Origin of the sequence: Nocardia sp. NPDC049190, from assembly GCF_040648115.1 — a bacterium.
Classification (GTDB): domain Bacteria; phylum Actinomycetota; class Actinomycetes; order Mycobacteriales; family Mycobacteriaceae; genus Nocardia.
The window spans coordinates 155181-167407 of record NZ_JBEZDE010000014.1; the positions used below are offsets into that span (position 1 = coordinate 155181).

14 protein-coding genes are annotated in these 12227 nt (G+C 65.6%); 8 read left to right on the top strand and 6 right to left on the bottom strand.

The window, feature by feature from the left end; genetic code table 11:
* Window positions 1-34 precede the first annotated feature (34 nt).
* From AB0B25_RS15325 to AB0B25_RS15340, 4 genes are all read left to right on the top strand, one after another.
* A complete protein-coding gene (locus AB0B25_RS15325) occupies window positions 35-799 on the top strand; it encodes an enoyl-CoA hydratase family protein (RefSeq protein ID WP_357179023.1) in 765 nt (254 codons plus the stop codon).
* Window positions 800-891: 92 nt separating this feature from the next.
* Window positions 892-1773: a CoA-transferase gene (locus AB0B25_RS15330; RefSeq protein ID WP_357178951.1), complete on the top strand. Its 882-nt coding sequence runs from the start codon at window positions 892-894 to the stop codon at window positions 1771-1773.
* 46 nt (window positions 1774-1819) lie between these two features.
* On the top strand, window positions 1820-2578 hold the full coding sequence (locus tag AB0B25_RS15335) for a CoA-transferase (RefSeq protein WP_357178953.1): 759 nt from the start codon (window positions 1820-1822) through the stop codon (window positions 2576-2578).
* Window positions 2575-3669 (top strand): nitronate monooxygenase, encoded by a 1095-nt coding sequence (locus AB0B25_RS15340; RefSeq protein WP_357178956.1) that lies wholly within the window; start codon window positions 2575-2577, stop codon window positions 3667-3669. The genes AB0B25_RS15335 and AB0B25_RS15340 overlap by 4 nt, the downstream gene beginning before the upstream one ends.
* A gap of 135 nt (window positions 3670-3804) precedes the next feature.
* Here the strand turns inward: AB0B25_RS15340 and AB0B25_RS15345 are convergent, their stop codons facing one another.
* The 3 genes from AB0B25_RS15345 to mdlC all read right to left on the bottom strand — a co-directional run bounded on the left by AB0B25_RS15345 (window position 3805) and on the right by mdlC (window position 6789).
* Window positions 3805-4542, bottom strand: coding sequence for an SDR family oxidoreductase (locus tag AB0B25_RS15345; RefSeq protein ID WP_357178959.1), 738 nt, complete (start codon window positions 4540-4542; stop codon window positions 3805-3807).
* 143 nt (window positions 4543-4685) lie between these two features.
* Entirely contained in the window at window positions 4686-5081 is a 396-nt protein-coding gene (locus tag AB0B25_RS15350; protein ID WP_357178961.1) for a tautomerase family protein, read from the bottom strand.
* Window positions 5082-5178: 97 nt separating this feature from the next.
* Window positions 5179-6789: a benzoylformate decarboxylase gene (gene mdlC, locus AB0B25_RS15355; protein WP_357178964.1), complete on the bottom strand. Its 1611-nt coding sequence runs from the start codon at window positions 6787-6789 to the stop codon at window positions 5179-5181.
* A 419-nt stretch (window positions 6790-7208) separates the two neighbouring features.
* On the opposite strand from mdlC, the gene AB0B25_RS15360 reads away from it, so the two are divergent.
* Together AB0B25_RS15360 and AB0B25_RS15365 are read left to right on the top strand one after the other, a co-directional pair.
* Complete coding sequence (locus AB0B25_RS15360) at window positions 7209-7469, top strand: hypothetical protein (protein ID WP_357178967.1); 261 nt, start codon at window positions 7209-7211, stop codon at window positions 7467-7469.
* A gap of 351 nt (window positions 7470-7820) precedes the next feature.
* The gene (locus AB0B25_RS15365) at window positions 7821-8828 is read left to right on the top strand and encodes a hypothetical protein (protein WP_357178969.1); all 1008 of its coding nucleotides are present in this window, start codon (window positions 7821-7823) and stop codon (window positions 8826-8828) included.
* 13 nt (window positions 8829-8841) lie between these two features.
* Here AB0B25_RS15365 and AB0B25_RS15370 read toward each other — a convergent pair whose 3' ends face one another.
* The gene (locus tag AB0B25_RS15370; protein ID WP_357178972.1) at window positions 8842-9327 is read right to left on the bottom strand and encodes a carboxymuconolactone decarboxylase family protein; all 486 of its coding nucleotides are present in this window, start codon (window positions 9325-9327) and stop codon (window positions 8842-8844) included.
* A gap of 177 nt (window positions 9328-9504) precedes the next feature.
* Between AB0B25_RS15370 and AB0B25_RS15375 the strand changes: the two genes are divergently transcribed.
* The gene (locus AB0B25_RS15375; protein ID WP_357178975.1) at window positions 9505-10392 is read left to right on the top strand and encodes an RNA polymerase sigma-70 factor; all 888 of its coding nucleotides are present in this window, start codon (window positions 9505-9507) and stop codon (window positions 10390-10392) included.
* 274 nt (window positions 10393-10666) lie between these two features.
* Here the strand turns inward: AB0B25_RS15375 and AB0B25_RS15380 are convergent, their stop codons facing one another.
* Both AB0B25_RS15380 and AB0B25_RS15385 read right to left on the bottom strand, forming a co-directional pair.
* On the bottom strand, window positions 10667-10873 hold the full coding sequence (locus AB0B25_RS15380; protein ID WP_357178977.1) for a DUF397 domain-containing protein: 207 nt from the start codon (window positions 10871-10873) through the stop codon (window positions 10667-10669).
* Window positions 10870-11757 carry a helix-turn-helix transcriptional regulator gene (locus AB0B25_RS15385; RefSeq protein WP_357178980.1) on the bottom strand — a complete coding sequence of 296 codons (888 nt, stop codon included), beginning with the start codon at window positions 11755-11757 and terminating at the stop codon, window positions 10870-10872. The genes AB0B25_RS15380 and AB0B25_RS15385 overlap by 4 nt, the downstream gene beginning before the upstream one ends.
* A 254-nt stretch (window positions 11758-12011) precedes the next feature.
* Between AB0B25_RS15385 and AB0B25_RS15390 the strand changes: the two genes are divergently transcribed.
* A complete protein-coding gene (locus tag AB0B25_RS15390) occupies window positions 12012-12167 on the top strand; it encodes a hypothetical protein (protein ID WP_357178983.1) in 156 nt (51 codons plus the stop codon).
* Window positions 12168-12227 lie beyond the last annotated feature (60 nt).

A 12227-nucleotide genomic window follows, 5' to 3' on the forward strand; every position in this document is an offset into this window, starting at 1 on the left:
CCAAGGCGCCTCGGGACACACGATGGGACTCGCGATGGGGATCGACCGCCACTCCGAATCGACCGGCATCACGGTGATCACCGTCGACTACCCGCCGGTCAACGCCATCCCGACCGACGGCTGGTTCGCGATCGCCGACGAGGTGCGGGCGGCCGGCCGCGATCCCGGCACCAGGGTGGTCGTGCTGCGCGCCGAGAATCGCGGCTTCAACGCGGGCGTCGACATCAAAGAGATCCAGCGCAAGCCGGGCCACCAAGCGCTGATCGACGCGAACCATGGCTGCTTCGAGGCGTTCGGCGCGATCTACGACTGCCAGGTACCGGTGATCGCGGCAGTGCAGGGCTTCTGCCTCGGCGGCGGCATCGGACTGGTCGGCAATGCGGACATCGTGATCGCCTCCGAGGACGCCACCTTCGGCCTGCCCGAGGTGGACCGCGGCGCGCTCGGCGCGGCGACGCACCTGTCCCGCCTGGTGCCGCAGCACCTGATGCGCGCGCTGTTCTACACCGCGAGTTCCATCACCGCACAGCAGTTGCACCAGCACGGATCGGTCTACCAGGTGGTGGCGCGCGCCGAACTCGACGCCGCGGCGATGGCGCTGGCCGAGAACATCGCGGCCAAGGACGGCAACGTGATCCGGGCGGCGAAGCTCGCACTGAACGGCATCGACCCGCAAGACGTGCACCGCGACTATCGATACGAGCAAGGTTTCACCTTCGAACTCAACCTCGCGGGTGTGGCCGACGAGATGCGCGCCCGGTTCGACGACGATCTTGCGGCGCGCAGAGCCGGGCAGTGAGACCGTGGCGCCAACCACGGGCCGGAGGGGGCAGCCTACGCAACCGCGATCAGCCCGGGGAGTGCCGCCAATCAGAAAGGGAGCGGAAAGTCATGCGAGACAAGCGGATGTCGCTCGACGAGGTCGTCGGCGAACTGCGCAGTGGGATGACCGTCGGCATCGGCGGTTGGGGTTCGCGCCGCAAGCCGATGGCACTCGTGCGCGCCATCCTGCGTTCGGATATCACGGATCTCACGGTGATCAGCTACGGCGGGCCGGATCTCGGGCTGCTGTGTTCGGCGGGCAAGGTACGCAAGGCGTATTACGGCTTCGTGTCGCTGGATTCGGCGCCGTTCTATGACCCGTGGTTCGCCAAGGCGCGCACCGCCGGCGCGCTCATCGCCCGTGAGATGGACGAGGGCATGCTCGAGTGCGGGCTGAAGGCAGCGTCCGCACGGCTGCCGTTTCTGCCGATCCGCGCCGGGCTCGGCTCGGATGTCCCGCACTTCTGGGATGGCGAACTGAGGACGGTCGAATCGCCCTACCCCGGCCCCGGCGGCACACCGGAGACGCTGATCGCCATGCCCGCACTGGATCTCGACGCGGCGCTGGTGCATCTGAACCTCGGCGACCCGCACGGCAACGCCGCCTACACCGGCGTCGACCCCTATTTCGACGACCTGTTCTGCCTGGCGGCACAGCGGCGCTATGTCTCGGTGGAACGCGTGGTAGAGACCGAGGAACTGGTGAAAACTGTTCCGCTGCAATCATTGTTGCTCAATCGCATGATGGTCGACGGCGTCGTCGAGGCCCCGAACGGCGCGCACTTCACCCTGGCCGAAGACAGCTACGGCCGGGATGAGAAGTTTCAGCAGCACTACGTCCACGCTGCCAAGACCCCGGAGACATGGCAGGTCTTCGTCGATCGATACTTGGCCGGCTCCGAGGAGCAGTACCAGGCTGCCGTGCGTGAGTTCGCGGAAGGTGGCGCGTGATGAGAACGGCGGACCGAGGGTCCCGCATGACACTGGAGGTGTCACGATGACCAGCACCGAAGCCGTCACTCGCGCCGAGGTCTGCGCGCTCGCCTGCGCGGAGATCTTCAGCGGTGCGGGAGAGATCATGGCCAGCCCGATGTCGCCGATGTCCATCCTCGGCGCCCGCCTCGCCAAGCTGACCACCGAGCCGGATCTGCTGCTGTCCGATGGTGCGGCACTGCTGCTGGCCGAGACGCCACCGTTGGGCGGCAAAGCGCCGATCGAGGGCTGGATCCCGTTCCGGAAGGTCTTCGATGTGGTGGCCTCCGGCCGCAGGCACGTGGTGATGGGCGCCAACCAGATCGACCGATTCGGCAACCAGAACATCTCGGCCTTCGGCCCGCCGCAGCGGCCGACCCGGCAGATGTTCGGCGTGCGCGGCGCACCCGGCAACACCATCAATCACGCCACCAGTTATTGGGTTCCGCGACACTCCACGCGAGTGTTCACCGAGCGGGTCGATATCGTCTCCGGGATCGGTTACGACAAGGTGGACCCGGTCAACCCGGCATTCCGATACGTGCATCTGCATCGCGTAGTGACCAACCTGGGTGTCTTCGATTTCGAAGGTCCAGGCCACACCATGCGGGCCCGCAGCCTGCACCCCGGAGTCACCGCCGACGAGGTTGCCGAGAACACCTCGTTCGAGATCGTCGGTCTCGCCGACGCACGCGAGTCCCGGCTGCCGACCGCCGAGGAACTGCGGCTGATCCGAGAAGTGCTCGATCCCGGAAAGATTCGCGACACCGAGGTCCCGTCATGACCGCGCGCCTGCGCACCGCACTGACCGACCTGGTCGGCATCGAGCACCCGGTCGTGCAGACCGGGATGGGCTGGGTCGCGGGCCCGAGCCTGGTCTCGGCCACCGCGGCGGCGGGCGGTCTCGGCATCCTCGCCTCCGCCACCATGACCTTCGCGGAGTTGGAGGCGGCGATCGCGAAGACCAAGGCGCACACGTCGAAACCCTTCGGCGTCAACATCCGCGCCGACGCCACCGACGCCACCGAGCGGATCGATCTGCTGATCCGCGAGAAGGTGGCGGTCGCCTCGTTCGCGCTCGCACCCACACAGGACCTGATCGCGAAGCTGAAAGACGCCGGGGTGGTGGTGATCCCGTCGATCGGTGCGGCCAAACACGCGATCAAGGTCGCGTCGTGGGGCGCCGACGCGGTCATCGTGCAAGGCGGCGAGGGCGGCGGGCACACCGGCCCGGTGGCGACCACACTGCTGCTGCCCTCGGTGCTGGACGCGGTGGATATCCCCGTGGTGGCTGCCGGTGGATTCTTCGACGGGCGTGGTCTTGCCGCTGCCTTGGCCTACGGCGCGGCGGGCGTCGCGATGGGGACCCGTTTCCTGCTCACACAGGAGAGCACGGTGCCAGACGCGGTCAAAAAGGAGTATCTGAGCAGACAATTGCAGGACACCGTCGTGTCACTGAAAGTCGACGGTATGCCGCACCGCGTGCTGAACACCGAACTGGTTCAGCGCCTGGAGCATTCGGGCCGATGGCGTGGCCTCGCCACGGCGGTGGGCAATGCCGCTCGATTCCAGAGCATGACCGGCATGAAGTGGTCCGCTCTGGTCCGCGAGGGCCTCGCGATGCGAAAGACAAAGGACCTCAGCTGGTCACAGGTCGTCATGGCAGCCAATACGCCGATGTTGTTGCGCGCGGGCTTGGTCGAAGGGAACACTCAGGCCGGGGTACTCGCGGCCGGGCAGGTCACCGGGATCATCGAGGATCTACCCACCTGCCAGGAATTGATCGACCGGATCGTCAGTGACGCGGTCGCGCGGATCCAGGCGATCGGCGCGCTCGCCGACCGCGCGGAATCCGCTACGGGTCCCTCCGAGTGAGCAGCTGCGCGGCGTCCGTGGCGAACTATCCACTATCGCCGTCGGGCGCGGGCGAGTGGTCGTCGTCCGCCGTGTCGGGCACGCCCCGAGCCATAACAACAATGCGGACTCACAGCGGATGAAAAGCCTTCCAGGTCAGAGCATCCGCAGTTCCCCACCGTCGACGGGCAGCATTACGCCGGTGAGATAGCTGGCGGCCGGCGCGAGAAGAAAGGCCGCCGCCCGTGCGAATTCCTCCGGCTCACCGGGTCGCCGCAAGGCGTTCTCCGGGCGCTTTCCACCCGTCAGCATCGCGAGCTCCTTGGCCCGGTCTGTCGCGATGTGCGCAGGTAGGAGACCGTTCACCCGGATTCCGGAGGCTCCCAGCTCGTCGGCCAGTGTTTTCGCCACCATAGCCAGCCCGGGCCGGAGTCCATTGGACAGGGCCAACCCGGGGATGGGCTCACGAACCGAGGACGACAGGACGAACGCGATCGACCCGCCGTCCGTGCAGGCGTTCGCAACAGCTCTCGCGATGCGCAGGGCCCCCAGGAACGTGGATTCGAAACAGTCCCGCCATACCTGGTCCGCCACCTCCATCGCGGTACCGACGGGTGGCCCACCGACACTGATGAGCGCACCATCCAGGCGTCCGAAATGCCGCATCGCCACGCCAACCACCTCGTCGGCGGAGTCCGGGTCGGCGTTGTCCGCGACCACGCCCACCGCATCAGCCTGGCTACCCAGGGTCTTTGCGGCGTCCGCCACGGAATCGTTACGTCCGGTGATGATTACGCGAGCCCCCTCGGCTGTCAGTATCTGAGCAGCGGCCAGCCCCAGCCCGCGGCTGCCGCCGGTCACCAGGTATACGTGGTCACGAAATCCGAGATCCATTGCACGATTCCAATCCATGATGGAAAGGGGACGGCGATTGACGGATGCGTCCCGGATATCCCTAGGGTCTGATCGCTATCGGTGGAAGCCGAGACTCAGCAAGCGTCTGCTGCGAGTCCTTCGAGTTGCTCGGCCTTCACGATTCACTTTTCGTCCAGCCAGTTCTGCTCCGCGCCCGGCTCGGGCAACACTCGTCCGGCCTCGACGGCGGACCGTGCGGGACTGTCCTGGATCACCACCAAGACACGCTCTTGATCCACCCCGGCGATACGAGACGCCGCCGCGGACAGTTCGAGCGCCAGACGGGTCGTCTCCTCCTGCGGGTGGCCGCGGCGCGCCCAGCCGGAGATCAGCAGGGGCGCACCCGGTTCCCCGCCGACGAAGACGCTGTCCGGTGGCAGCTCGGAGAAGACCACGTTGACGTAGGCGGGCGGCACATGGTTGCGGGCCGCGTGAATCTCGGTGATCTTGCCGGCCAGTGCGACCTTGGTTTCCGCGGTCAGTGTTCCCCGGGCGGCGATGCAGGTGTAGAGGGGCACGTCGGCTCCTGGGCTGGAGGGTCGTGGTACGGAATTCGCGGCTTCGAGGTAGTGCGAGTCACCGAGACCTCTGTCCTACGATGCCGCAGTCACCCAGCTAGAGCATGGTTTTCTCCGGTTGCGTGGTCACCACGATGACCGTGGTGGCGCCGGATTCCAGCGCGAGGATGAATTCCTTTTCGAGGTCTCCGGTGGAGGTGACATCGACGGCGTGACACCCCAACCCCCGCGCCACGGACGCGATGTCCAAGCCAGGAAGGTCGAGTCCGGGCACACCCGGCGTCTCCTCCAGCTCGGCGAAGGATTTGAGGATCGAGTACTCGTGATTGCGCATCACGACGTACACGATCGCCAAGTTCTGCTGCACGGCCGTCCACAGACCCTGGACCGAGTACTGGAAAGACCCGTCCCCGATCAGGGCGATCACCGGACGCGTGACACCGCGGTCCCGGTCACCGAGGGCGACGCCGACGGCAGCGGGCGCGGCCCAGCCGATTCCACCACTGGCGGTGGCGAAGAACGAGTCGGGCTCGACGGCGGGCAACCACTCCGCGTGCTGAGCCATGGTCGAGGTGGATTCGTTGACGAAGACGGCATGCTGCGGACGGGCCCTGCTGAGGGTCGCGTAGACCTCGTCCGGCGTCAGCGGGCTGCGCTCGGTTTCCGGCAGGTCGTGTCGTCGCGGCATGGGTTCGGGCTGTGCACGGCCGCTACCGTCGCCCACCATCGCGGTGAGCAGTTCGATCGACAGCAGGGCGTCGCCGAGAAGACTGTCACCGACCCGGGCCGCACCGGCGACCGCCGGGTCGTCGGTGATCTGCAGCAGTTCGGTGCCGGCGGGGAGGATGTCACCGGGCACATACGGGTAGTAACGGAAGACCTCGGCGCCGATGACCACGACGAGATCGTGCCCGGCCAGCCGATCGCCGATGGCCTTGACCGACATCCCGACCGACCCCTGGAACAGCGGGTGATCCTCGGGGAACGAGGCGCGGTCGGCAAGCGGCGGGCTGTAGACCGCCGCGTTCAGTCGCTCGGCCAGCTCGACACCGGCTTGCCATCCGCGGGCGCGATCCACGTCGGGCCCGAGGATCAGGGCCGGCCGCCGACTGGCGGTGATTCGCTCGGCGAAGCGTCGCAGGCGCTCGGGATCGGGCGCGTAGGTCCTGCTGACGTCGCGAACGACCGCGGGACCCTCGAGTGGATGGTTCCAGTCATCGAGCGGGATGGACAGGAACACCGGGCCGGCCGGCGGCTGTACGGCCATCGCGTAGGCGCGCATGAACGCCTCGGGCAGGTCCTGGGCGCGAGCCGGCTCATAGGACCACTTCACCCACGGCCTGGGCATGTTCGCCGCATCGCGGTTGCTCAAGTAGGGGTCGCCGATCAGTAGCTCGCGATGTTGCTGGCCAGCCGTGACAATCAGTGGCGTGTGCGCGTGATAGGCCGCGACCAAGTTGCCGATGCTGTTGCCGAGCCCCGCGGACGAGTGCAGGTTCACCAATGCCGGACGGCGGGTGGTCTGGGCGAAGGCGTCCGCCATCGCGATGACAGACGCCTCTTGCAGACCCAGCACATACTGGAAGTCTTTCGGGAAGTTTTGGAGGAAAGTCTCCTCGGTGGATCCCGGATTGCCGAAGACGGTGGTCAGGCCGAGCGACCTCAACAGATCGTAGGTCACGGTGTGGACCGTAGATTTCACGCTCATGATGGCAGTCAGCTCCTTTGGTGGCAGACACCGACAAACCACGCACGCTGTCCAGATCAGTCGTGGCGTCCGGGCGATGACCTTTCTCCACTGTGTGCCACAAATGCGGAACGGCTTGCCGACATTGGACAAGAGCAATACAAGTAGCGATGCTACCCAGCCGTATTGCGATGTCAACACATCGACCAAGTTCGTAACAAGCCTTCGATCTCATGACGATTCACCGTTATAGACGGCTGCGAAAAGTCGGCAATACACGCAGTGCTGGACCGCATCGTTTTCGAATGGAGATTTCGAAGGAGTATGTCAACGGAGCAAAGGTCACTCCGGTTCACCACTCGATGGACATCCGATTCACTTATTGACCACCTTCCGCAATTTTTCCACCGAATCATGGTGCGGCACATAATATTCTGCGAATGACATCGTCGCCCGCTGCCGCGCCCGCCCTTCGGCCCGGGTCGCCGCCCGGGGTCCCGTCGTCGGTTTTCAGTCCGCCGTTCGACAAGGAGCAGGTCATCACAATGTCCATCCTCAGCAGCCGGGAGCAGATACGCACCGTCTCGGAACTGGCCGCGGCGGGCAAGATTCGCACCCAGCCATCGCGCCGATTCGAAATCGGTGCCCACCACGCGAATTCGTTGTGCGAATGCGCTTGTAACATGCGCAGCGCCTACTAGAGCGCACCGACCTCCCCCGATACGTGTCGCGCGCGAATGCGGACTGGGTTCGATTGCAACATTGCACCGGGTCTTTCGGAACAGACTCGGCATCACCCCGGGTCGATAGCGGGCGCGATTCAGCACAGCCAGGAGTTGATCGGCCCGGTCTGCTCGGCTGGCCCGCAGAAGCCGCCCGCAGAAGGCCACTGCCGCTGCCAGTCGATTCGCGCGGCGGTCCCATCCACTGAACCAGCCGTAGGATGCTGCCCGTCGAGCAGCCCATCAACGTCCCGTCAAGAATGGCCCAGGACCGAAAAGGTACCGTTAAGGACCGAAATTCCCCCGCCTACCGGTGGCTACGCTGCGTCGATGGTGCAGCCAACGCCCTGGCAAGCAGGCCGGGCCAGACAACTGCCGTCCGGCCCACCGAGCCAGGTAACAGGTGTTTCCGCATGCCGTAGCGTCGAAGTCACGAAGGTCCTGACCGCACCCCGACCGCTACTGGCGTCACTGCGAGGCAACGCGGGTTATCTGTGCGCCGCGGTCGGGAGCGTCGTCACGCTCTTCCTGCTGTTCAAGCCGTGGGCGGTCGGTTCCGCCAACGACGGCAAGATCCTTGCCGACGCTTTCGGCGGGTTCCAGATCAGCTCCAACCTCACGAGCATCTGGTCGGGATCGCCACCACCCGCCGCGAAAGTCGAGGGCACCTGGGCTGTGCTCGCCTGCGTCGCCATCGTCGTCACGCTCTGCGCCGTGCTGGTGAATCTTCGAGCACGCGCTGCGGTGCTTGCCCACGTGGCGGCAGGCTCCGCGCTGGCCCTCGCGGCTTTCACAGTCACCGCCGTGGTTCACATGAACGGCAAATTGGAGGAGATCCGGGCGATGGTCACGCCCGGATCCCCTCGAGATATGGGCACCCAGATCGGGCTGGCTATCCGCTGGGCCGCCGGCAACGGCGCGTTCCCGATACCGGGACTGCGGCCGGTGACCTACTCCACCGCCAGTCTCACCACGTCGGCGTGGCTCGCCGGCGCGCTGTCGGTGGTGTCCGCCGTGGCCGCTGTCGCACAGTGGTTCCGCGGACGCACGAGCAGTCCCGTTCGCCGACGGTGGCACTTCGCGGCAGCACGGTCCGCCGCGGCAGACGAGTGCGGTTGCGCCGGTAATCACCCAACACCTGGACTTTCCCCAGATCACACCGAACACCCGCCCGCGCCGCGCCACCGGACACGACGCGTCCAGGTCGATGATCGAGCGGAATACTCGGTGCCGGGTCCTGCGGCACACGTCGGCGGGTCGGGCTTCGGACACGACGGTGCCGCGCCCGGTGGTGCGGGCCCGCACGGGCCCGACCCGGATCGAATGGCGCTGGACTGAGCCGGGCTGCCGATCAGTGGAAGGTGGCGGCGAACATTCCAGGCTCGTAGAAACCCGCCGGGTTGCGCACGATCACGCTCAACCGGTTGGCCGCGTTGACCAGCGCGACCAGGCAGACCAACGCCGCGACCTGGTCGTCGTCGTAGTGTTCGCGCACCCGAGCCCAGGTCTCGTCGGACACGCCCAGGTGCGCGTCGGCGAGCCGGGTACCCTCCTCAGCGAGTGCCAGCGCGGCCCGCTCGGCCTCGGTGAACACAGTCGCCTCGCGCCAGACGGCGACCAGGTTGAGCCGGCCCGGCGTTTCTCCGGCCGCCGCGGCGTCCTTGGTGTGTATGTCGGTGCAGAAACCGCAGCCGTTGATCTGGCTGGCCCGGATGCTGACCAGCTCCTGGGTGGACTTCGGCAGCGGTGATTGAACGATCACCATGCTGGCGTTGGCGAACCGCTTGGCGAACTTCGCGGCGATCTCGTTGTCGAGCATGTCGAATCGGGCAGCCATGATCTCGTCCTCACTCGTGTCGGTGCCTATCGCAGTGGATGACCATGAGATGCCGGTGACCGCGCGCTTGTGACAGCGCAACCGCGTGACGTGCGCCACCGATCATGGGTGTCACACAGTGGGTGGGCCCGGCGTCTTGTGCGTGGCAGCGTGTGAACGAACAGACAGGAGCCACCGATGCGCGACAAGGATCCCGCGACCGAGACGTTCGTAACCCACCGCAACCTACTTTTCACCGTCGCCTACGAGATGCTCGGCTCCGCCGCCGACGCGGAGGACGTCCTGCAGGAGACCTGGCTGCGGTGGGTGGGCGTCGACCTCGCCGCGGTACGCGACCAGCGGGCATACCTCGTCCGGATCACCACCCGCCAGGCGCTGAGCCGACTGCGCACACTCGGCCGGCGCAAGGAGTCCTACGTCGGACCTTGGTTGCCCGAGCCACTGCTGACCGCGCCCGACGTGGCCGAGGATGTCGAATTGGCCGACAGCGTCTCGATGGCGATGCTGCTGGTGCTGGAGACGCTCGCACCGACCGAGCGAGCGGTGTTCGTGCTGCGCGAGGTGTTCGATCTGGAGTATGCGGAGATCGCGGAGGCCGTCGACAAGAGCCCGGCCGCGGTCCGCCAGATCGCGCACCGAGCACGGCTGCACGTGGCCGCGCGCCGACCGCGCGGGGTCGTTTCGCCGGCGGAGTCCCGGGACGCGCTGGAGGCGTTTCGGCAGGCGATCGAGACGGGCGATCTACAGAGCCTGTTCGACCTGCTCGCACCGGACGTCGTTCTCCTGGGCGACGGCGGCGGCGTCGTTCAAGCGGTGCCGCGGCCCATCAGGGGTGCCGACCGGGTGACGCGCCTGCTGGCCGTCGGCCTGCCCAGAATCGACGGCACAGTCTCGGTCGAGCCGGCGCAGATCAACGGCTACCCGGCGCTGATCGTGCGAATCAACGGCGAGATCGACAACGTCGTGGCGGTGCGACTCGACGACGGCTTGATCACCGGGCTCTACATCGTGCGCAATCCCGAGAAACTGTCGCGGGTCGAGCAGGAGACCACGGTGAGCCGCTGAGTTTCAACTCATCGCCGAATAGCTATTGCCGCAGGGAAGATTGCGGCTACCGACGATGGAACCACCGTTACGCGGGCGGTGAAGGTGGTCTGATCGCCCCTGGTCACGCTACCCAGGCAATGCCCGGCTCTCGGAATACCGCACGCCGACCATGCCACCTTCGAGAAAGCTATCCCTACACAATCGGCGCGGGTTCCGCGGGAGCGACGCATGTGGTTCGGCCGGATCGCCCACCCGACAACCGAACCGCCCGCCACGAAAGCGAGTTCAGGCGCTATTGCCGAGAGAGCATGCCACCGGCCACGCCGGCAATGAAAGCAGCCCACTCGGTGGGAGTGAAGACCAGCGCCGGGCCGGTCGGATCCTTCGAGTCACGGACGCCGACTGGGCCACCCACGAGAAACGCGACCTCGACGCAGTCGGCCTGAGTTCCACTGTGACTGCTCTTGAACCACTCGGCCTTGGACAGATCCACAGTCATGCTGGTAACTCCTTCGCTACCTGTCGAAGCAGGCTCCTGCTAGCCGTCTCATCCAGCGATGCGCGCTGGAGACTGTCCCGCACCTGATAGTACCGCTGCACGTTCTCTGGCTTTTCGAGATACATGCACCCAGTAAAGTTCTCCAGGTAGACAATTGGCGGCTCGATTGGTCTGCCCTTGGAGTCCTCGCCGAACTCCAGGATGGCGAACTGCCCGACCGGATGACCTACTGGGGCGGCAGCCGAGAATGGCAAAACCCGTATGTCAACGTTCGGCAGTTTCCCGATCTCTGCCAGATGCCGAAGCTGGGTCGCCAAGACTCGAGGGCCGCCCACCGCCGTATGCAGCACTGATTCGTGAAGTGTCACGTCAAGCGCGGCGGGTTGATACTTCCTGGTGACAATGGCCTGGCGTTTGGTCCGCAGTTCCACACGTCGGGCATGTTCAGCATCGCTCTCGCAAGGGCTGGCATTTCGAATGAGAACGCGTGCATAGTCCGGAGTTTGGAGTAACCCGGGCACGAGCGACGGCTGATAGGTTGTCAATCTTCGCGCTGCGGTCTCCAGCCCGACGTAGACATCAACACTTGCCGGAATGAGGCTGCCGTACTCGTGCCACCAACTCTTCTCTGCGCCTTGTCGTAGCAGCCCGATCAAGGTTGTGGTCATCTCATCTGACATCTCCAGTACTACACAAATCGCTTGGATGTCCCGAACCTTCAGTCGCGTAGCCTGCCCCTTCTCCAATCGTTGCAGCACAGACGAACTCAGATCCGCGGCGCCCGCCAGTCGCTCCAGTGACATGTTCAACGCCATCCGCGCATCACGCAGGTAGTGCCCGAGCTGACGCCTGGGCAGAGTCGACCCGGTCTCGTTGTGGTTCATAGTCCCCTCCTCCTAGTACGGCTGTGACCCGGACCGGGTGGTGGAAGCCGTCCGATACGGGTCTTGCTCTGGACCTTCGGATCAGTTCGACTGGGGAACCCAATCTTTCGATTCCGTGCAGGTCAAAGGTGGTTTGCTGGATCAGCGCCCAGCAGGGAGGCTCGCCCGATCCCCTTCATGCCCCCGCCCCTGGGTTCTGCCGACCATCAGGGCTGGGCGCACCCTAGCTCACCGACTCGAGTCGAGGTCTCGAAATGAACGAAACGGAGTTCGGGGACACGCCGATGTCCCGCTGCCGGTACTACCGGCAGGTATGTGATCTGCCCGCGATCATCGTCCCTTCGCCATTGGGCCGCATCATCATTCGGGCCGGAATGGGCTGTCTCGGGGTTCTGTCCGCTGAGTTGTGAGATTCCAATCCGTTCGATGGAAGGATCTCCGCTCGTGCCGATGATGTACTCACCGCAGTT